We start from the raw sequence: 19,337 nt of genomic DNA, 5'->3' as shown, positions 1-19,337 counted from the left end.
TGTTTAGGCCACTGGAAAAGCGATGAAGATAGCTGGTTGGGTTAGCCTGGCTCTAACAGTGTTAACCACTGTGTTTGCCTTTCAAGGGTTAATAGGCTTCAGTAATCAGGGGCCTGACTGGGCACTGCTAAGTGACCACTACTTTTACGGCATACTGGCCTTCTCAGTTAAGCAGGCATTGCTGAGTGCGGTGTGTTCTGTGGTTCTGGCTTGGCCTATTGCCCGAGCGCTTTATTACATTCCTGGTTTGCCTGCCCGCCGTGGCTTTTTAGCGCTTTGTCTACTCTGTTTTGTGATGCCTTCTCTGGTGCTTATTACCGGGCTTGTCGCCCTCTTGGGCCGTTCAGGTTTGTTATCACCGCTCATTATCAGCGCTACGGGTCACGAATGGAATCTATATGGACTGAATGGCATTCTTATCGCACATATCTATCTCAATATGCCTTTTGCAGTGAGGGGGCTTTATCAACAGCTGAAAAGCATACCTGATAGCAGCTGGAAGTTATCGGTGCAGCTTAAACTGAGCCGCTGGCAACGGTTGCGCATTATCGAATGGCCCAGTTTGAGAGGCACGATGCTGGTGCTGTTTGGTTTTATTTTTGTGCTCTGCTTTAACAGCTTTGCGACGGTGCTGGCGCTAGGGGGCGGGCCTCAATCAACTACGCTTGAAGTGGCTATCTATCAGGCCTTGAAGTACGACTTTAATATCCCCGAAGCGCTAATGCTGGCCTGGGTTCAGCTACTGATTGCTGGTGGGCTATTTTTGATGGTTTCCCGCTTTGGCAGCACAGGGTGGTTATCGGTTGATACCGGAAGTCATGAGTGGAAGCCTCGCCCTGTAGGCTGGCGACTAAGGTTAATGAAATGCGGTTACTACCTTGTTTGGGGCATATTGTTGTTGCCGATACTTGCCTTGCTTTTGGGGTTTGCTGAGGGCGATCAGCTGCGCCTGGAATGGCTGCCCTTGATTAAGCCCACACTGACGACGCTGGCCTTGGGGGTCATCGCCGCATCTGTTGGAATGGCGTTGGCGTATTCGATGCTCAGCCCTATCAGGCAGTTTAATGCATCGGGTTTATCTCGTAAGCGGTTGGTGCTGGAATGGTTGGCGACCCATGCACTGGTCGCTCCGGCGATGGTGATTTCAGTGGGGATGTTTATATTCTGGCTGCCGATTATAGATATTGACCAGTGGGGCATTGTATTTGTGGCTATTTTGAATACAGCGATGGTAGTGCCGTTTGCGGTGCAGAAACTCAAACCCAGGTTGTATCAGTTTGACGCGCAATATGGCGCATTGGCCCGATCATTGAAGCTTAAAGGATGGTCTCTTTGGAAAATAGAGTGGCCTTTTGTCAGGTCGGTTTTTCTTTCCAGTTATGCGCTGGTGCTCGTGCTGTCGATGGGTGATGTTGCCATCTTTTCAATTTTTGGCACTCAAGAATGGACGACACTGCCTTGGTTGATATACGGCTATGCAGGAACCTACCGTATTGCAGAAGCCAGCATGGCATCGCTTATACTGCTAGCGTTATGTGCATTGATTTTATGGTTATTTGAAAAGGCCCAATCCAAACATGCTTGATATTTGCCAATTAAAGATTACGCGAGAAGGCCGTGACCTCAACTACGACCTGCAGTTAGATGAGGGCAACATACTGGCAATACAAGGTATTAGTGGGGTAGGCAAGTCGACCTTGCTGAGTGCGATTGCGGGTTTTGTCGAGCCATCTGACGGGGCTGTGAAATGGAAAGGGCAGTTATTAAATGTGCTTCCGGTAGAAGAGCGTCCAGTCAGTTATCTGTTTCAAGACCATAACTTGTTTGAGCACCTCTCAGTGATGGAAAACCTGCTACTCGGGTTTCCGGGCGTGGCCCCAAAGCAGGATTTAGTCGAGGCGGCTGGTACGTTGAAAGTTAATGATCAGCTAGATAAGCGGCCTGGCTCCCTGTCAGGTGGCCAGCGCCAGAGAGTCGCCCTGATTCGCACGTTATTGCGGCCTGAGCCGATAGTATTACTGGATGAGCCGTTTGCCGAACTAGACCCGGAGACCAGGCTATTGACGGCTAGTTGGGTTAAGAAAACGGCCAAGGAAAAAGGTAAAACCGTATTGATGGTGACACATCAATCAGAAGATGTGGAGCAAGTGGCAGATGAATGTTTAGTACTGAATTAAGCTATTTGGCGGAGTAATGAGCAGGACATAAAAAAGGGAGCATATACAGAATGCTCCCTATGGGTAGTAGACTAAATAAGTGCGTTAAGCCCCATTAATCAAATAATGCGTGTAGATACTTCCGGCATAGCCTAAGCCGATTGCCCAGCTCCACTTCATATGGCTAAAGAAGGTGTACATACCCTGAGATTGACCCATCAGTGCAACACCCGCAGCTGAGCCTACAGAGAGCAAGCTACCCCCAACGCCCGCAGTCATGGTGATTAACAACCACTGATAGTTATCCATATCAGGAGACATTGAAAGAATCGCAAACATCACCGGAATGTTATCCACCACCGCTGACAGCAGACCTGCAACGATATTGGCATTGGTGGGACCCCAGCCTTCGTACATGAAGTGTGAAACATAACCTAAGTAACCAATCGTACCCAATCCACCAACGCAGAAGATAACGCCAAAGAAGAACAGCAGTGTATCCCACTCGGCACGGGCGACTTTATTAAAGATGTTGAATTCAGCAGTGTGGTCGTAGGTGTTCCTCTCGGTAATCTTGATGTAATAAGAGAAAAAGAACAGATACGAAAGCCCCATCATCATACCCAGAAAAGGGGGCAGGTGAAGTATTTGCTCAAAGCTGACTGCGGTCACAATGGTACACATAAACAAGGCACAGATGATGAAGCCGCCACGTTTAACAGACACATCTTCATTGCCCGGAGGCGGTGTCTCATTAGGCACTGCGAAGTGCATAATAGCCGCAGGGATTAAAAAGTTAACCATAGAAGGAACAAACAAAGCGAAAAAGCCGAAGAAGTCGATATGACCGGACTGCCATACCATCAGCGTGGTGATATCACCAAATGGACTAAACGCGCCACCGGCATTCGCCGCGACCACGATATTTATAAAGGCAACCGCAACAAATTTAGGTCGATCAGAGCCTACGGCTAATACCACGGCACCCATCAGCAATGCGGTGGTCAGGTTATCGGCAATAGGTGAGATGAAAAAGGATAAAAAGCCGGTAATCCAGAATAGCTGACGGTAACTAAAGCCTTTTCGAACTAACCAGGAGCGCAATGCTTCAAAAATATTTCTGTCTGTCATTGCGTTTACATAGATCATGGCGGTTAGCAAGAACAGCAATAGTGCGGCATATTCTAATAAGTTGTGATTGAGGGCTCCCTCAATTAATTCAGCGCCATGCTCAACCTGCTTCGCGAGTAAACCTACGCAAATCCAGATTAACCCTGCAGCTAAAATAACGGGTTTTGATTTTCGTAGGTGGATAAACTCCTCAGCGATGACCAGGCTATATGCCAGAACAAATATCACTAGCGCAGCAATACCTAAGCCTGTGGCCATCATATTTAGGCTGCCTCCGCCAGGAGAAGCGCCAGATGCCGCAGCGGGTAGTGTTGTTGCAAAAAACAGCAACAGAGAGTGCAGTAAGGTTTTCAAGTTTCGTCCTCATTTTAATCAATAAATCTTTATTGAAACGTATAGGGGTCAGTGTCTAATGGCTAAAACCCTGCTTCAGAATCGGTTAGGATACGTAATTGTGCGTATTCTGATTACTTTTAACCGGTTAGTAATTGATATTGACCAAGTTACGCTACGGTTATTTCAATGTTGTAGATGAGAGGTCAGCTTACCCCCCTTCGAATGGGCGACAATTTTATACTTTTTTACAGGCGCTCGCTGAGGAATTTTTACTGGATTTGGTGAGTATTGTCTTATTCGATTCATCAATGCGCCTTTTGCTTGTTTTCCCTGCGTTAAAACAAAGTATTCACCTGTATATGAGATTAGTTTATTATTGATTGAATTCTCTCCCAGAGGCATGCTGTTATGCGGCTGAACCATATATTGTTACTCATGTTAGTAACGCTGCTGTTTGCAGGTTCTGCTTCGTCCTCAGTTTATGATCTTCCTGCTTATCAAGAAATCAGCGTTAGCGTCTTTGACCTATTTGATGGCAGTGAAGGAGACAGCGACTCTACAGGGCACGCCGCCAGCCACGCTGTTTCTGGGGACACACCGAATTGCCCGTTAGCAATAGGTAAGGCACTCGCCAGCCCTGTTCAATGGAAGAGAGCCCGTGTTATAGCGTCTTCTCTAACGCCCCAAGCGCCTCCTGCCTGATTTCAAAAATAAAAGCACCTGCTGATCACAGTTATTCCGCGAATAGTTGATGTTCGGCGCAATCTATTTTTTGAAATTATGGAGGCATATTATGCCCTTAATCTATCATGCTATGCCGACGACAGACGTCGTTGAAGCCCAGCGCATCCTCTACCCTGACTCGAACAAACATCTGACGTTAGACGATTCCGCTTTTTCTGTTATGGACGACTATCTGGAAAAACGTCCATTGGTCATTGATGGCTCGCTTCCGGTCGTTGATGCTAAAAACTTCATGAAGTCAGCACACGTCTCTTTATATATGGTAATAAACGAGGCGGGAAAGATGACCGGAATTATCACATTGAAGGATATTCTTGGGAAAAAGTCCGCGGCTAAAGCCCATGAAATGGGCATTAATATTGGTGATATTCAAATTCAGGATATTGCACAACCTGTCTCGCGCCTGACACATATTCATGTCAACCAACTGAGAGGGGCAAAAATAGGGGATCTGATAAAAACCTTCTCCAATACAGGGATGGAGTACATTCTCGTGATTCAGGATGACGAAGTGCCTGGTAAAACTGCATTAAGAGGTGTTATTTCTGCGACTCGAACCGCCCGAATGCTTAATGTTTCCTTTGACTTAAATGAGAGAGCCAGATCGTTCTCAGATATCGTTCATGCCGTTCACGGCCACTTCGAATGATACAAAACGGCCACCTTATGGGTGGCCGTTTAGGTCATTTAACGGGTTACTATCATTTTGGATTACGAGGGCTAATTTTGAAAAATACACTGATAAGTTTGCTGTTATTACTGACCGTCGCGCTGCCGGTTGAGGCTTCTGAAGGCGCAATGGGGCATTTGGATATGACCACCGCAACATTAGGTATTGTCGCATTAGTCATATTTATCTTGGCGTATGGGCTTGTTATCGCCGAAGAGTTTATTCATTTACGGAAATCAAAACCTGTCATATTTGCCGCTGCAATCATATGGATATTAGTGGCATTGCTGGCAAAAGGCAGCCCTCATGGGGCGGCGCTAATCGAACAGGCAATTAACCACAATCTGTTGGAATACGGAGCCTTATTACTGTTTCTGCTAACCGCCATGGTTTATGTCAATGCGATGACCGAGCGCAACGTGTTTGAAGCGCTGCGGGCATGGCTGGTGAAGCGCGGTTATAGCTATCGAAAATTGTTCTGGATTACCGGCTTTTTGGCATTCTTTATTTCACCCGTTGCCGATAACCTGACGACAGCTCTGTTAATGGGGGCGGTGGTGCTCGCGGTGGGAGCGGAGAAGCCTGAATTTGTCGCACTGTCGTTTATCAACATTGTTGTCGCGGCCAATGCGGGGGGCGCGTTTAGTCCATTTGGTGATATCACCACGCTGATGGTTTGGCAGTCCGGTCATATCGACTTCTTCGGTTTTTTTGCTCTGTTTGTTCCCTCTCTGGTCAATTTCATAGTGCCTGCTGCCATCATGAGTTTTGCTATCCCCAATGAAACCCCGGCCGCGGCCGATGAGGGGGTATCGATTAAACAGGGCGGGTTGGTTATTTGCCTGTTATTTATGTGCACCATTGTGACCGCGGTTAGCTTTGAGCAAGTACTTCACCTGCCCCCTTTTCTGGGCATGATGATGGGGCTTTCGTATCTGTTCTTTTTCTCTTATTACCTGAAGCTAAAATCTCACAATGACTCTGATGTGGTTTCAGAATTCAATATCTTCAACAAAGTCGCTCGGGCAGAATGGGACACCTTACTGTTTTTCTTTGGGGTTATTTTCTGTGTCGGCGGGCTCGGAACAATAGGGTATCTCGCCTATGTATCCCACTTCTTATATGAAGGGCTAGGTGCCACTAACGCCAACATTATTGCCGGTGTTTTATCCGCCGTAGTGGATAACATTCCGGTGATGTTTGCGATTCTGACCATGAACCCCGAAATGGATACCTATCAGTGGCTGCTGGTCACGATGACCGCCGGCGTTGGCGGAAGCTTACTGTCAGTCGGCTCAGCGGCGGGTGTTGCATTAATGGGGCAATCCAAAGGCATGTACACCTTCTTCAGCCATATGAAATGGAGTTGGGCGATAGCGCTAGGCTACGCGGCCAGTATTTATGTTCACTACCTAATAAATGGTTAGTCACTGATAAAGAAGCTTCGTTATGTGTATTAACCAATACCGATAGAATAATAACAATAATATAGCCCCCTTCAGGCTAATAATGTCAGCAAATTTATGGCGCAGATAATGCGCCTTTTTTTATCCTTATTAATGGGTGGGGTATCGTTAGGGTTACAGTGGTAGTTCAACATCAATCTTGAACCCCCCGAATGTAGTTGAAACACCGGATGTCATCGTGCCGTTATAGTGGGTGACTATATCGCTTACAATCGATAACCCCAAACCATGGCCTTCAACCGTTTCGTCTAGTCGAACGCCGCGTTGATTAATGGAGTCCAGGCTTTCTTTAGGTGCTCCGGGGCCATCATCCTGAATGGTAATTTTGAGCGCTGAGGTTTGACTGACCTCCACATAGACCGTTTGATTAGCCCATTTGCAGGCGTTGTCGAGCAGGTTGCCCAGTAATTCAAGCATATCTTCCCTGTCAAACGGGCATTGAGAGCCGTTTGTAATATTCGTTGATATGGTCACTGATTTATCGCGATACATCATGCGTAGAGTGTCTAGAAGCCCTGGGAAATCATGGTCAAAATCGAATAGATTATCTGTCTTTACGGCCCCTGCAAGCCGTGCTCGACTCAAAATCCGTTGTGTTAGTTGTCTTGTTGTTTCTGCTTGCCTCTCAAGTGTCTGCTTTATCTCCGGGAGCGTTTCCAAATTGGGGTCTTTTGAGAGCTGTCGAATAACGGTCAGTGGTTTTTTGAGTGCATGGGCTAAGTCTGACAGTGCATTTCGGTGCCGCTTTAACCTGGCGTCGAGTCTGGTGTGTAAATGATTTATTTCAGTGACTAAGGGAGTGAGCTCCCGTGGAACAGAGGTTTCTAAGCGGTGTATATGCCCATTTTCAAGCGCTTTAAGGTCATCCTGTAATTGGGTAATGGGCTTCAACCCTCTACGCATGACCCACGCCTGAATGACAATCAGAACCAATAAAATAACGGCGATGATGATAGATAGACGGACTTGGAAAACCCCTATCGCGACCTCTACAGGCGAAAAGTCTTCTGCGATGATAATCGTAATAGGTTGTTGTTGCTTCACAAAATGACTTACCAGCACCAACAACGGTTGCTGTTGCGGCCCTGTTTGGTATAGACGTGTTTCTTGATAGGCTTGGTCAGTTTGATCGATTGTGACGTCAAGGCTTTGGTCCCACAATGAGCGCGAACGAATAACCTGACCATCATATATTATTTCAAAATAATGGCCTGAGAAGGGTTGCTGGTAAACTGCGCCAAGTCTTGAGCTTTCAACCTCGAATTCAGGTGAACCTTTAACGATAGCCGCTAACAGTGTTTCAGCATCATGAGCAAGGCGTGTATAAATATAGTCTTCAGTCAAATAACGGATACTGATACTGACAAACCCCCAAAGAGCAATAAAAGCGGTAATCAAACTCAGTAGCAGGCCAGTCCCTAACTTGCCTTGTAGCGAACGTATCATGGCTTATCCTTAAATAAATATCCCTGCCCGCGACGAGTTTCAATACGTGCCTTGCCAATGATTTGCCTTAGGCGCTTGACGTAAACCTCAATGACATTGCTATCTTTATCAGAGTCGAAGTCATAAACATGCTCTGTTAGCGTTGTTTTCGACAGTATCTTGCCGGGATGAAGCATAAAGTAACGGGCTAGACGAAATTCAATACCGGTGAGCGAGTGAGTTACATGATCGTTGGTGGTGATGGTCTGATTGGTACTGTCCAATATCAGTCCATTTTTCTTAAGTTGTTCCGAGGGCGCATTATTGTGAGATCGTTGTAACACCGCATTTAACCGTGCCAAAAGCTCTTCAATATGAAATGGTTTGCCGACGTAGTCATCGGCCCCTGTTTTGAACCCATCAACACGCTCATGCCAGCTATCGCGTGCGGTTAAAACAATTACTGGCATGGTGTAGCCTGTTTCACGCCAGTGAGCTAGAACCTCCAGCCCGCTGCGCTTAGGTAGTCCGAGGTCAAGAATAACGGCATCATAAATCGACTCCTTACCCAGGAACTCAGCATCAACACCATTATCGGCAGCATCGACGGCGTAACCTGCACGCTCAAGGTCTTTGCGCAACGAGGTCATCAGGTCAATGTCATCTTCAACGAGTAATAGTCGCATCTATTAACGCCTCTAATTATCGTCACTATTCGTCAATCTTTTCTTTGAGTAGGTGACCGTCTGTTGCATCAAAAACAAACTCTCTGACGATGCCTTTATTGTCGATCTGCTCAATTTCATAAACCAGGCGATCATTTTTTTGTTCGAGCTCAACCTCTATCACTCGACCTGCTATTCTCTTTTGGAGCTGTTCCAGGATATTTTCAAGGGGGACGATATCGCCAGATTCCATTAACTCTCTGGCGTTATCATGATCGCCTGCCCATAACGTGACAGAGAAAGAGATTGTCAGAATGATGACCGAGACCTTCAACAGCATAGTCCACTTCTGTTTTAACTGATTAATCACTCAACCTCCTTTGCTCAAGCTACTTCTACCATCTCTATTAAGACTGTAATTCAAAAGAACGGCTCACTCACCCCAATAACCAACACCGGGAATACTGACTTCATCTTCGCTGAAACTGCCTTTTTGCGCATTCAGATGACATAGGTTGCATTGGCTAAAGCTGCCAACCTTGGGGTTATCCACAACAAGCCGTTTGGGTATTTCGTCATGCTTACGAATAAAATACGGCGTCTTGGTTATTCTGTCGACCGTTTCATTTGAATTAAGAGAGCGCATGATTTTCTGTGAGCGACGGTATTCAGAATGGTCGGCGGCATTGTCGGTCAGGTATGACAGTAATTCCTGATGAGTTGACGTCTCCAATTCCGCATTATCACCAAAGTGGTTTTCTAAATTACGCATGACTTTTTTCCAGGAGTCCTGAGGAAGTAACCCAGGAGGATAGGCCATATGGCAACTGCCGCACTCGTCCTTGTATGATGCGTTCTTGACCGGAGCCACCCCTGTGTATTTCAGACTGGATAACCCAAATAGACTCCATTCTTCGTTATGCTCGTCGCTCCATGCCTGCTCACTGTTTACAAACACCAACGCGGTGATTAATAACGTGGTGGTGATTAGTGTCGTACTAAGAATAAACTTATTCATGCTGTCGTCCTTTTATTAACCGGATGCTAGTGATGTTCATTGAGATTGTAGGTAGGTGATGATGTCGCCTTTTTCTTGAGGCGTACAAACCCGACCAAGCGTCCATTTACAGTTGCGCGTAAACCACTTTTCAACCTTCTTGGTACTACTTAAACTCGCGGGGTTCACTGAAAGTGCCATAGGGTTAATGGCTTTTTTAGTTCGAATATGTTGCCCGCGTTGTTTAACATCTTGGCTATGGCAAGTTGTACAGCTTCTTGTGGTGAAGGGGGCAGTACCATCGTTGGGTTGCTCCCATAATTGTTGGCCTCGTTCTGCACTGAACTGGCTTACTCCTTGATCACTGTATTTCTCAAGCAATGTCGCGCGTTCGGTTGCCGATGAATTTAATGTTATCGCCATTAGCAAACTGATAAGAATTGTATTGCGATGGGTGAAATTGAGGTTGTTCATACGCTTGTTCCTGTCTTTCTACTACCAATATTGACTCTGTCTAAACAGAGAGAATGAGTTCCTTCAATCTTGCTTATCGTTGCTGCGTTTCTTGCCGTTTAACATCGAAGCCACTAGGTTTTCGCTATGAATCAAGCTTTCTACTACCACGCCTGCCACATGCACAAACACCAGAAACAGGGTGAAATTGGCAAAGAATTCGTGAAGTTCTTCAAATATATCGCTTACAAAATGGCTACTCCCTGATAGCCAAGACGCTAAAGGGCCTTGTCCTTCTTCAACGCCAAAAAGGATCAACCCGCTAAATGTGGTTATTAGCAAGCTCGAGATAAGCAAAATAACCATCGCACCGCCAGCAGGGTTGTGTCCTAAGTAACGTCTTGCTCGAAGAAAAACTGTATCTTTTATAAATTGGATGATCTGTTGTGGAGAGAAAATAAAGTCTTTAAAGCGGGCATGTTTTGTACCAATAACCCCCCAAATAATTCTGAAGATTAAAAGGCCAAGTACGGTATAACCGGCCCACGAGTGGATTGTCAGGAAATCCTCTTCTGTCATGTAGGCGATAAAAAATGCTCCCACCAGCACCCAATGGAAGATCCTCACCAGTGGATCCCACACAGAGACTTCGTTTGGGCTTAGGTCTGGTATAGAAGGGACATTTTGTTCAGTTGTTGTCATCGCAACGCTCCTTATGAATCGGTTTGGCGATGACTTTACAGGTTGAAACTGAATTAAAGCTGAAAACTCCCGAAGACTCATTATGCATTTGATACTCAATGAGCTGTGGTGATCGCATGACGGGGTGTTTTTGTTACGCGGTTAAAAAGATGCGAGGTCTGTGAGGTAGAGCGTTAATAATAGGTATGTAATTTCTATCTGGTTTGCTATAAATGATAAGAGCGGTATCATCGGATGCATACATCAATCAAAGGAAAAACATAAATGGAATTTATACTAATTGCAGCGGCAATCTACAATTTAATTGGCGCTTTAACCATGTGGTTTCAAGCTCCGCAGCTTCAAGCTAATGCAGGTGAAGTCCCCCCGGATTACATGCAGTATCGTATTTTTACCGGCGGTACTGCTTTCGTTTTTAGTTTAATCTACACCTATGTTTTTTTTGTTCCAGAGGCAGCCGTACCATTACTACTGTTTGGCATTGCACTTAAATTCTGGTCATTTGTTTCCTCATTAATTAGTTATAAAAAGTTTAACTTTCCTAAAGAGGAGTTCTTTAAGGTGGGGGTCGGCAATTTGTTTTTTGCAGTGCTATTTGTCGTCTATCTGCTAACCCGAACAACAGCCTGAATATAAGCAATTAGCGGGAGAGGCGGAATGAATAACGAAATGGAAGCACTATCCATTGTAGAGAACTTTCTTACTGAAATGCTGGAGGCGGATCGTACGAGTGATTATGAGGCCTTTATAAAGCGATTCGATAAAAATGACCTGGAAGACTTTAACAAGGATATTTTCCTTAATGATACGGCTTTAATGCGGGAAGAGTTGGGTGCATATAAAAGTCGAGTATATTTAGGGTCTCTAAATGGTTTTAAGGATGATAGTCATCCGAATTGCTTGAGATTTGTATGGCGCGGAATATATGAAAAGAACGAAGCGCTAATTGTTTTAGGCATTCATCAAAAAGATGGCGTCTGGTACGTTAACGAAAATGCGATATCCAAGTAGACCTTAAAAATTAAACGGGCCGCCACAATATAGTTTTAGGAGTAGTAGGTTGGGAGCATTAGAACAGTTTGATGTCATTTCAGAGGGATATGTTTCAGGCTCTCGGTCAATTGAAGACGTTAAAGGCAACATCGAGAAAAAGTTAAAACTATCCTCTGAGCAAGCAGAGCGAATTCTTTCGGCGGGTACGCTATTAAGAAAGTCTGTAACAAAAGACGAAGCTGCCCGATATAAGAAAACATTCCTAGCGCTTGGGGTGGGAATAACTATTCAAGGTGCTGCGGCCCAAGCTCAATCAGCTAAAAGCAATGAACTAAGTCAGCGTGAGATAGAAAAGAGACGGTCAAAAGCGCTAACGGATTTGGTGTCTTCTACCTTTTCTGACCCCATCCCCAGGCTGCCTGTCTCGCTGAAATACAAACTGGGCGTGGTCACTGTGAGTCTCTTGAGTCTAGTGGCCCCTCTCTTGTACTTATTGCTAGTCACCGCCTCGCTAGGGTTTACTGCATGGTATGGCTTAAGCATACCTGGATGGTTCGAAACGAACGTTCGTGGCGCAAATCAGGCTGTTTTCATCTTTTTGCCTCTTCTTGTTTCTGGGGTTTTTACCCTTTTCCTTATTAAACCGTTTTTCTCCACCTATAAAAAACAGCCAGAGTTGGAGTTGAACCCAAAAAAGCACTATCGTTTTTACCACCTTATCAATACCTTGGCTGAAAGTATGGGGCTGCCGAGCCCCGCGCATATCTATGTGAATGGTGAGGTGAACGCGTTCGTTGCGCCTAAAAATGGGTTTTTTAGTCTACTGAAGCGAGACCTGACATTAACCGTTGGGCTTCCATTGCTTGCAGGCTTAAATAGCAAGCAGTTAGTTGGGGTTCTCGGTCATGAGTTTGGTCACTTTAGGCAGCGCAATGCGATGATTGCCAACTATATTGTTAATACCGCTAATCAGTGGATGGCCAGCCGTGCATTTGAAGAGGATGCTTGGGATCAGAGACTCGAAAAATGGAATGAAAGCGCACCTTTCTTTATTCTTAATGTTGGAATAATGGGCGCACAGTTAATGATCAAACTGACGCGATTTATCCTTAAATACTTGTTTCTCTTTAATTTGAGCGCGACCCGCTGGATGTCTCGCGAGATGGAATATGATGCTGACCGGTACGAATGTTGGGTATCAGGTAGTAGCACGTTTAGAGAAACGGCGATTGAGTTAAGAAAAATGGGCTTGGCAGAGCAGCGCTCGTACGATGTAGGTCGAAGGGCTTGGAATGAAGGACATCTTATTGAAAATATCCCGGCTGCGATTGTCGCCATCGCAGACCAACTAACAGCTGATGATATTGAGGCTATTCAATGTCAGATGGAAAAAGACCAAACCAATGTATGGGATACACACCCGGCAGACAATAATCGAATCAATCATGCGGATTTGCAGAAATTTGAAGCGGTGTGGGAGCATGACTTTCCGGCTTCAGAGCTGATGCCTAAATTTGAAGCGCTATGTAAGACGGTAACGCTCAGGCAATTTAATCAATGGGGCATTGATTCGCCAGAGCAGTATGTAAAACCATACGCTGAAATTCTTGGAGTGACGAAGAGGCAAGCTGAATCAGAAAACGCGTTAGAACGTTACTTCGGCGGTCTTTTTACCATGAGATTAATGCATTTTCCTTCTTCGGTGGGTGGTGTTGATGACGTATCTTCAGTTATTTCGCAAATATCCAACCAATATCTATCCATAAAATCGCTGATCGATGATTACTGGGAGCAGTATAATCAGCTGGTTAATCTGAACTGGGCAATTGCTTACCTAGAGGCAGGTTATCGAATAGACCCTAGTGAATTTGGGCTGCATACGGTTGAGGTTGATGGCGTAAATAGAGAAATTACAAGCAAAACGGAAGCGCTACAGTTATCGAATACGAACGTGATTAAAGCGTTCGATAGCCTTATGGCGCAGCGTATTCAGTTCGCGATAGACAACATGACACCAGAAGATAAGCAGAAAACGGTCGCCTTGTACGATTCTCTTAGACAGTTTGGTCTTTTAAAGGATATTTGGACTACTCATGATTTATATCTTCAACGGTTGAAAGCCTTATTGGAAGATGATGAAGAGGAGCGACCTGCAACCTACGATATTGCTCTGAAGAACACCGTAGAACGAAATATAGAGTTTATTCGTCAATTTCAACATATCGCTTCAATGATTTGCCTTCAATTTGAAACTGCTAAAGGTCAATCGTTGAAAGCGTTTTCATTAACATGGGGCGTTGATTTGGACGAAGAGCTTGGAGGGCTTGGGCCTGCATCGATATATGAAATTAGCGATGGCTGCGCCAGGGTAATAAGATTCACCTATCACCGTACCATGGGGGAGTTAGCTTATCTTTGCGATGAGCTTGAAGCCAAGTTATCAGTTAAGCCGATTAGCGTACCTGCGGATGATGCTGGTGGGCAATAGAGCCTTATCTTGAAGATTAAAGGGGCGTTGGCCCTTGATCGTTGCTTTGGTTGTAAGAGTGAAGGTAGCCATTAACCAAGTTCGTCATCAAGTTCATTCATCAGGCTCTCATAGCTGTACTCTGCTGTACCGCTTTTCTCACCTTCTTCAGCAACTGTCATTCCGCCGAAGAGCGGAATCCATGATCGAAACTGCTTTCTAAAAGGCAAAGCCAGCGTTATCAATAAATAACGGGCTTTGGCTTATTGATACCCTTCACTTCCAGATTACTCAAGATTGAACCGAGAGAAGTCAGCTCCAACCTCCTTTCTCCTCTAATTTATTAGCACTGTTGGTTTTTTTCTGCTGTACTTTTTTGGTACAAAATAAAGTACAGAAGGGTGTGGTTATGAGCCGTATTAAATTAGATCAAGATATTCAGCCTCTCTCCGAATCAGTACCGCATCGGTATTCCCTCCTGTATTCAAATATAGGTAAAACTACCCATTATTTAATGATCGGCGATTTTATATCGTTTTAGATGCTCGTTTCGGGTATTTTATATATGGGCGGATATTTATAAACGCTATTGTACTGTTTTAAACCGTTATTTAACTGGCTTCAGAAAATCACTACCCCTAAGTTGTCGAGAGGCTATGAATAGCGCCGGTAGCGAGTGTGATTATTATATCGGATGATTGTGCTACGCTTTGAACCTATAAAGGTATATGTCTTTAGTGCTATATAGAATATGTAAGGAGATAATATGAAGTGGTATAGCCTTTCCGTTGAAGAGGCCATTGATAAGCTCGAATCGGATGAATTGACTGGCTTGTCGAAAGATATCTCCTCTGCTCGCATTGACCAGTATGGCTTAAACGAGCTCAGCGGTGAGGAGAAAACACCCTGGTACGTATTACTATTCAATCAACTTAAAAGTCCTTTGATTGTTATTCTCTTTATTGGTGCATTGTTGTCGGTGTACACCGGCCATATGATCGATGCCATCGCTATCACCGTTATTGTCTTGATCAATGTGTTAATTTCCTTCGTGCAGGAAATTAACATGCAAAAATCGATGGACTCTCTCAATGATATGTCTGCGCCGACTGCCTTGGTGCGCAGCGGCGGCGAGTGGTGTAAAAAACTCGCGTCTAATATTGTGCCTGGCGATATTGTAAAGCTTGATACCGGCTCAATTGTACCGGCTGACATGCGCTTAATTGAAGCGACGCAACTTCAAATAGATGAAGCCGCACTAACGGGCGAATCAGTACCTTCCGAAAAAGATACCGCCACGATTAGAGAAACAGAAGTACCGCTGGGTGATCAACTGAACATGGCCTTTATGGGGACTATTGTCTCTACTGGTCACGGCATAGGCTTGGTTGTTGGTACCGGTATGGATACCCAGATGGGTCAGATCGCGACCATGTTGTATAGCGCTGAAGAGACTAAAACGCCTATGCAGCAACGGGTTGATGCGCTCTCTCGCATATTGATCGCTGCCGCACTTATCATTGTTGCAGCGATTATCGGCATTGGTATCCACCAAGGCATGGACTGGATAGAGATCGTCAACACCGGTATTTCGCTTACTGTTGCGGCTATACCAGAAGGGTTAGTCACCGTCGTCACCATTGTGCTTACCCTCGGGGCTAAACGTATGGTGGTGAATAAGGCGCTCACTCGAAAGCTTGCCTCGGTTGAAACTCTGGGTTCTTCTACGGTTATTTGCTCGGATAAAACCGGCACACTTACACAGAATAAAATGCAAGTGTTGTCGATTTATAGTGGTGGTGACTACTTTTCAGTGACAGGTGAAGGTTATGAGCCGGTAGGTGACTTCTTAGATGCATCCGGCACTAAAGTTGACGCACAAGAAACACGTTCGCTTTCGCATTTGTTGAAAATGTCCGCAGCTTGTAATGACGCCATTATAGTCAGCGAAAATGGTCGTCATGGTATACAGGGCATGCCTACGGAAGGTGCTTTGGCTGTGGTAGCTGCCAAGGCAGGTATTACCAAGCAAAGTGTCTTGGATGAGGGGAGTGAGTTACTGAAAAGCTTCCCATTTGATTCAACACGAAAACTCATGAGTATCGTTGCTAAAGCGACAGACGGTAATTACTATCTAGTGGCGAAAGGCGCACCGGATGTAATATTAAAACGTAGCGTGTCGGTATTTAGTAACAACGAATCTCACTCTTTAACGGAAGAGAGCGCGCAACCCGCCTTGGATGCAATGCACCGCTTTTCGGCGAGGGCTTTGCGTACGCTTGCGGTTGCCTTCAAACAGATTGATGAAACCGACTTGGATAAGCCGCAAGAAGAGCTCGAAAGTGGTTTTACCTTTTTGGGTATACACGGCATTATGGATCCGCCCCGTATAGAAGTGCCTGTTGCTGTAGATGAATGCCATACTGCTGGCATACGAACCGTTATGATTACAGGTGATCATGCCGGTACGGCAGAAGCTATCGCTAAACAAATTGGTGTAAAACGCAACGATAACGAACATGTTATTACAGGCACTGAGCTCGATGCTCTCAGCGATAAAGCGCTAGAAGAGAGCGTCAAAAATACTGTGGTTTTTGCCCGCGTCACACCTAAACACAAATTAAGAATAGTGAAAGCACTGCAGTCTAATGGCGAGGTTGTTGCCATGACTGGAGATGGCGTAAACGATGCTCCCGCATTACGTTCAGCTAATATCGGTGTCGCCATGGGTATTACTGGCACTGATGTAGCCAAAGATGCTGCAGACCTGATTTTACTTGATGATAACTTTTCAACTATCGTAAAGGCCGTGCGAGAAGGGCGCCGTATTTACGACAATATGCGCAAGTTTATTAGACAAGCACTTACCGCTAACGTGAGTGAAGTAAGCGCTCTATTGTTTGCGTTTTTGTTAATGGGGGACGACCCTTTATTGACGCTCGCACCCTTGATGATCTTATGGGTAAACCTAGTGAGTGATGGTATTCCTGCGCTTGCCTTAGGGGTTGATAATGAAGAGCCTGGCATCATGCAGCGTAAGCCGGTGGCTGGAAACGAAGGTTTTTTTGCTGATAGCCTAGCGAGTAAGATTGTACTGCGCGGATTAGTGATGGGCTTTATTACCTACTATTTATTTCAAGTGGCTCTAGACAATGGTGCCACCCTGGCGTATGCACAAACAGTGGCCTTTATGACGCTTATCTTTGGCCAAATATTTCATATCTTTGATGCACGAACATTTACCTCGCTTTTCCGTCGCAGCCCCTTTAGCAACAAATATCTACTGGTTGCCGTCGCGGGCTCGTTGCTTTTATCGTTAGGTTTAATTTATAGCCCTCTAGGCTCTCTTGTGTTTGGCACTGAGCCTTTGCAGTTTAAACACTTACTAATGGTATTTTGTATCGCGGCGCTGCCGACCTTTGTTTTGTCAGGATTAAAAGAAGTCTTTAGGTTGAAGTGGGTGTAACGAGATATTTCGTTAAAGGATAGACAGCCAGTCGTAGCGCTTGATCTCAAACATAAGTGGTTAATAAAATATGAATATTTCTACGTTCGACGCTTGCCAGTCTCAAGCCGTCATTAACCTTTATATCAGCGTATTTTCTGATTCTGAAGGCCGAGATGAAGGGGCGTCAATTGGTCATCTGGTGTCAGACCTTATCGCGACCACCGATGAGCGTGATATTGTAGGTTTTGTTGCCATATTGGACGACGCAATAATCGGCTGTATTTTCTTCAGCCGCCTTTTCTTAACGAGTGAAAAAAACGCGTTTATTCTTTCCCCCGTTGCGATCGCTACTGAGCAACAAGGAAAAGGCATTGGTCAACAACTGATTAAGCATGGCATTGAGTACTTAAAGTCCAAAGGTGTAGAGTTTGTTCTAACCTACGGAGATCCGAATTTTTACTCTAAAGTGGGTTTTGAGCAAATTAGCGAACATATTATTAAAGCGCCCTTTAAATTATCGCAGCCTGAAGGCTGGCTCGCCCAGCCACTTCAACAGGGTAATATCGAAGCGATTAAAGGTTCGTCAACGTGCGTAAAGGCATTTAATAATCCTGAGTATTGGTGACATCCGCCAGAAAAGTCCCCACTACGCTTCATGCAAGGCTACGGCAGTGGGTCGTGCATAGAAGGCTATCGTAAATATCCAGACATAAAAAAACCCGGCAAATTGCCGGGTTAAAATAAGGATAAAATGAAAGGATTTGAGAGGCAGGGCCTGAAGTCTGTCTCTCACAATTCAATATTTGTAGATTAGGTGAAACAGGTCACAAAGTCTGTTGATGTTTCTTGTACAAATGTAAAGAAATGCAGCGTTTGTTGGTTTACGGGTAATTAACAGACCCTGTACCGGGTGCGTAGAGGCTCGGTGACGTAGTAGAATAAGGAGACTTTTAACCCTGTACACAGGCTGGTATCGCATATGAATTCGTACGACATTCAAGGCTTATCATTACATGATGCTGACGAGTATGAGTCACCCAATGTAGAGAGTATTTCAGCTTGGGCTTCGTCGTTGTTTGTTGCCGCCTTGCCTGAGCATGATGTGCTAAAAGAAGACTTGTTACCGTACGCCTATCAGGTGCGAAAGTCTGCTGACCGTGCCATTGCCAGCCAAGTGGCTGTCAGTGCAAAAAATAATCTGTTTGAAAGCCAGCTGGATTTTCTTGAGTCGGATACTCAAGGGGTTGGAGAGCTAAAGCTGATTCTTGAAGAGCTGGTTTCAGCTGTGGTTGAACAGGTTAACAGTCGTTGCATGGAAGAAGGTGAGGGGCTTTATGCCTCTATTATCGAATCCTGGTGCCATATCACTGAAAACGGTGGTTATCACGATGCCCACTCCCACCCTAACTGTTCATGGTGTGGCATCTACTACCTTGATGCGGGCGACTGCGAGCTGGCCAGTCGAAGTGGGGTTAACCGCTTTTATGACCCTCGCACATGCGCTAACCAATACCATGATGCAGGCACTCAATATCTTGATGCGACGGGCGTATGGGACTTTGTGCCGAAGAGTGGTCAGGTTGTGATTTTCCCCTCATACCTTAAACACTCTGCACTGCCTTATTTTGGCCAGAAAGACCGGGTTGTTATCGCGTTTAATTGCAGGGTCGACAGCGCCTAGAGC

Annotated in this window: 19 protein-coding genes; 11 read left to right on the top strand and 8 right to left on the bottom strand. The window is 45.3% G+C overall.

Annotation, left to right across the window (positions count from 1 at the left end; genetic code table 11):
- Positions 1 to 22: 22 nt before the first annotated feature.
- Positions 23 to 1,585 (top strand): ABC transporter permease subunit, encoded by a 1,563-nt coding sequence (locus tag MY523_RS17120; protein ID WP_250655896.1) that lies wholly within the window; start codon positions 23 to 25, stop codon positions 1,583 to 1,585.
- The gene (locus tag MY523_RS17115; protein ID WP_250655895.1) at positions 1,578 to 2,177 is read left to right on the top strand and encodes an ATP-binding cassette domain-containing protein; all 600 of its coding nucleotides are present in this window, start codon (positions 1,578 to 1,580) and stop codon (positions 2,175 to 2,177) included. The genes MY523_RS17120 and MY523_RS17115 overlap by 8 nt, the downstream gene beginning before the upstream one ends.
- Before the next feature lie 84 nt (positions 2,178 to 2,261).
- On the opposite strand, the gene nhaD (MY523_RS17110) is transcribed toward MY523_RS17115, so the two are convergent.
- Complete coding sequence (nhaD, locus tag MY523_RS17110) at positions 2,262 to 3,641, bottom strand: sodium:proton antiporter NhaD (RefSeq protein ID WP_370301151.1); 1,380 nt, start codon at positions 3,639 to 3,641, stop codon at positions 2,262 to 2,264.
- Between the two features lie 390 nt (positions 3,642 to 4,031).
- On the opposite strand from nhaD (MY523_RS17110), the gene MY523_RS17105 reads away from it, so the two are divergent.
- The 3 genes from MY523_RS17105 (at position 4,032) to nhaD (MY523_RS17095) (ending at position 6,464) form a co-directional block, all read left to right on the top strand.
- On the top strand, positions 4,032 to 4,325 hold the full coding sequence (locus MY523_RS17105) for a hypothetical protein (protein ID WP_250655894.1): 294 nt from the start codon (positions 4,032 to 4,034) through the stop codon (positions 4,323 to 4,325).
- Positions 4,326 to 4,416: 91 nt separating this feature from the next.
- Entirely contained in the window at positions 4,417 to 5,016 is a 600-nt protein-coding gene (locus MY523_RS17100) for a CBS domain-containing protein (protein WP_250655893.1), read from the top strand.
- 77 nt (positions 5,017 to 5,093) lie between these two features.
- Positions 5,094 to 6,464 (top strand): sodium:proton antiporter NhaD, encoded by a 1,371-nt coding sequence (gene nhaD, locus MY523_RS17095; RefSeq protein WP_370301148.1) that lies wholly within the window; start codon positions 5,094 to 5,096, stop codon positions 6,462 to 6,464.
- 153 nt (positions 6,465 to 6,617) lie between these two features.
- On the opposite strand, the gene MY523_RS17090 is transcribed toward nhaD (MY523_RS17095), so the two are convergent.
- From MY523_RS17090 to MY523_RS17065, 6 genes are all read right to left on the bottom strand, one after another.
- The gene (locus tag MY523_RS17090) at positions 6,618 to 7,949 is read right to left on the bottom strand and encodes an ATP-binding protein (RefSeq protein WP_250655892.1); all 1,332 of its coding nucleotides are present in this window, start codon (positions 7,947 to 7,949) and stop codon (positions 6,618 to 6,620) included.
- A complete protein-coding gene (locus tag MY523_RS17085; protein ID WP_250655891.1) occupies positions 7,946 to 8,614 on the bottom strand; it encodes a response regulator transcription factor in 669 nt (222 codons plus the stop codon). The genes MY523_RS17090 and MY523_RS17085 overlap by 4 nt, the downstream gene beginning before the upstream one ends.
- A gap of 25 nt (positions 8,615 to 8,639) precedes the next feature.
- Positions 8,640 to 8,963: a PepSY domain-containing protein gene (locus MY523_RS17080; RefSeq protein WP_250655890.1), complete on the bottom strand. Its 324-nt coding sequence runs from the start codon at positions 8,961 to 8,963 to the stop codon at positions 8,640 to 8,642.
- A gap of 63 nt (positions 8,964 to 9,026) precedes the next feature.
- Positions 9,027 to 9,611, bottom strand: coding sequence for a diheme cytochrome c (locus tag MY523_RS17075; protein ID WP_250655889.1), 585 nt, complete (start codon positions 9,609 to 9,611; stop codon positions 9,027 to 9,029).
- Between the two features lie 36 nt (positions 9,612 to 9,647).
- Positions 9,648 to 10,064: a DUF1924 domain-containing protein gene (locus MY523_RS17070; RefSeq protein WP_250655888.1), complete on the bottom strand. Its 417-nt coding sequence runs from the start codon at positions 10,062 to 10,064 to the stop codon at positions 9,648 to 9,650.
- A gap of 63 nt (positions 10,065 to 10,127) precedes the next feature.
- Complete coding sequence (locus tag MY523_RS17065; RefSeq protein WP_250655887.1) at positions 10,128 to 10,745, bottom strand: cytochrome b/b6 domain-containing protein; 618 nt, start codon at positions 10,743 to 10,745, stop codon at positions 10,128 to 10,130.
- A 264-nt stretch (positions 10,746 to 11,009) separates the two neighbouring features.
- On the opposite strand from MY523_RS17065, the gene MY523_RS17060 reads away from it, so the two are divergent.
- The 3 genes from MY523_RS17060 to MY523_RS17050 are packed head-to-tail and all read left to right on the top strand — an operon-like array spanning position 11,010 to position 14,226.
- Entirely contained in the window at positions 11,010 to 11,375 is a 366-nt protein-coding gene (locus tag MY523_RS17060) for a hypothetical protein (protein WP_250655886.1), read from the top strand.
- A 27-nt stretch (positions 11,376 to 11,402) separates the two neighbouring features.
- Entirely contained in the window at positions 11,403 to 11,756 is a 354-nt protein-coding gene (locus MY523_RS17055; protein ID WP_250655885.1) for a hypothetical protein, read from the top strand.
- A 49-nt stretch (positions 11,757 to 11,805) separates the two neighbouring features.
- Positions 11,806 to 14,226, top strand: a complete 2,421-nt coding sequence (locus tag MY523_RS17050; protein ID WP_250655884.1) for a M48 family metallopeptidase — start codon at positions 11,806 to 11,808, stop codon at positions 14,224 to 14,226.
- 71 nt (positions 14,227 to 14,297) lie between these two features.
- Here MY523_RS17050 and MY523_RS17045 read toward each other — a convergent pair whose 3' ends face one another.
- Positions 14,298 to 14,450: a hypothetical protein gene (locus MY523_RS17045; protein WP_250655883.1), complete on the bottom strand. Its 153-nt coding sequence runs from the start codon at positions 14,448 to 14,450 to the stop codon at positions 14,298 to 14,300.
- A 521-nt stretch (positions 14,451 to 14,971) separates the two neighbouring features.
- Here MY523_RS17045 and MY523_RS17040 point away from each other — a divergent pair.
- The 3 genes from MY523_RS17040 (at position 14,972) to MY523_RS17030 (ending at position 19,334) form a co-directional block, all read left to right on the top strand.
- On the top strand, positions 14,972 to 17,671 hold the full coding sequence (locus tag MY523_RS17040; RefSeq protein ID WP_250655882.1) for a cation-translocating P-type ATPase: 2,700 nt from the start codon (positions 14,972 to 14,974) through the stop codon (positions 17,669 to 17,671).
- Positions 17,672 to 17,741: 70 nt separating this feature from the next.
- Positions 17,742 to 18,278, top strand: coding sequence for a GNAT family N-acetyltransferase (locus tag MY523_RS17035; protein ID WP_250655881.1), 537 nt, complete (start codon positions 17,742 to 17,744; stop codon positions 18,276 to 18,278).
- 354 nt (positions 18,279 to 18,632) lie between these two features.
- Entirely contained in the window at positions 18,633 to 19,334 is a 702-nt protein-coding gene (locus MY523_RS17030; protein WP_250655880.1) for a TIGR02466 family protein, read from the top strand.
- The last annotated feature ends 3 nt before the right edge of the window (positions 19,335 to 19,337 follow it).

Origin of the sequence: Alkalimarinus coralli, from assembly GCF_023650515.1 — a bacterium.
GTDB classification, from domain to species: domain Bacteria; phylum Pseudomonadota; class Gammaproteobacteria; order Pseudomonadales; family Oleiphilaceae; genus Alkalimarinus; species Alkalimarinus coralli.
The sequence above is the reverse complement of the archived record's forward strand: the minus strand, read 5'-3'. Positions and strand labels throughout refer to the sequence as shown.

Bases quoted from the DNA above. Each gene is read 5' to 3' on its own strand.
- MY523_RS17120 (WP_250655896.1), top strand. From the start codon at position 23: ATGAAGATAGCTGGTTGGGTTAGCCTGGCTCTAACAGTGTTAACCACT.
- MY523_RS17115 (WP_250655895.1), top strand. From the start codon at position 1,578: ATGCTTGATATTTGCCAATTAAAGATTACGCGAGAAGGCCGTGACCTC.
- MY523_RS17105 (WP_250655894.1), top strand. From the start codon at position 4,032: ATGCGGCTGAACCATATATTGTTACTCATGTTAGTAACGCTGCTGTTT.
- MY523_RS17100 (WP_250655893.1), top strand. From the start codon at position 4,417: ATGCCCTTAATCTATCATGCTATGCCGACGACAGACGTCGTTGAAGCC.
- MY523_RS17090 (WP_250655892.1), bottom strand. From the start codon at position 7,949: ATGATACGTTCGCTACAAGGCAAGTTAGGGACTGGCCTGCTACTGAGT.
- MY523_RS17085 (WP_250655891.1), bottom strand. From the start codon at position 8,614: ATGCGACTATTACTCGTTGAAGATGACATTGACCTGATGACCTCGTTG.
- MY523_RS17075 (WP_250655889.1), bottom strand. From the start codon at position 9,611: ATGAATAAGTTTATTCTTAGTACGACACTAATCACCACCACGTTATTA.
- MY523_RS17070 (WP_250655888.1), bottom strand. From the start codon at position 10,064: ATGAACAACCTCAATTTCACCCATCGCAATACAATTCTTATCAGTTTG.
- MY523_RS17065 (WP_250655887.1), bottom strand. From the start codon at position 10,745: ATGACAACAACTGAACAAAATGTCCCTTCTATACCAGACCTAAGCCCA.
- MY523_RS17060 (WP_250655886.1), top strand. From the start codon at position 11,010: ATGGAATTTATACTAATTGCAGCGGCAATCTACAATTTAATTGGCGCT.
- MY523_RS17055 (WP_250655885.1), top strand. From the start codon at position 11,403: ATGAATAACGAAATGGAAGCACTATCCATTGTAGAGAACTTTCTTACT.
- MY523_RS17040 (WP_250655882.1), top strand. From the start codon at position 14,972: ATGAAGTGGTATAGCCTTTCCGTTGAAGAGGCCATTGATAAGCTCGAA.
- MY523_RS17035 (WP_250655881.1), top strand. From the start codon at position 17,742: ATGAATATTTCTACGTTCGACGCTTGCCAGTCTCAAGCCGTCATTAAC.
- MY523_RS17030 (WP_250655880.1), top strand. From the start codon at position 18,633: ATGAATTCGTACGACATTCAAGGCTTATCATTACATGATGCTGACGAG.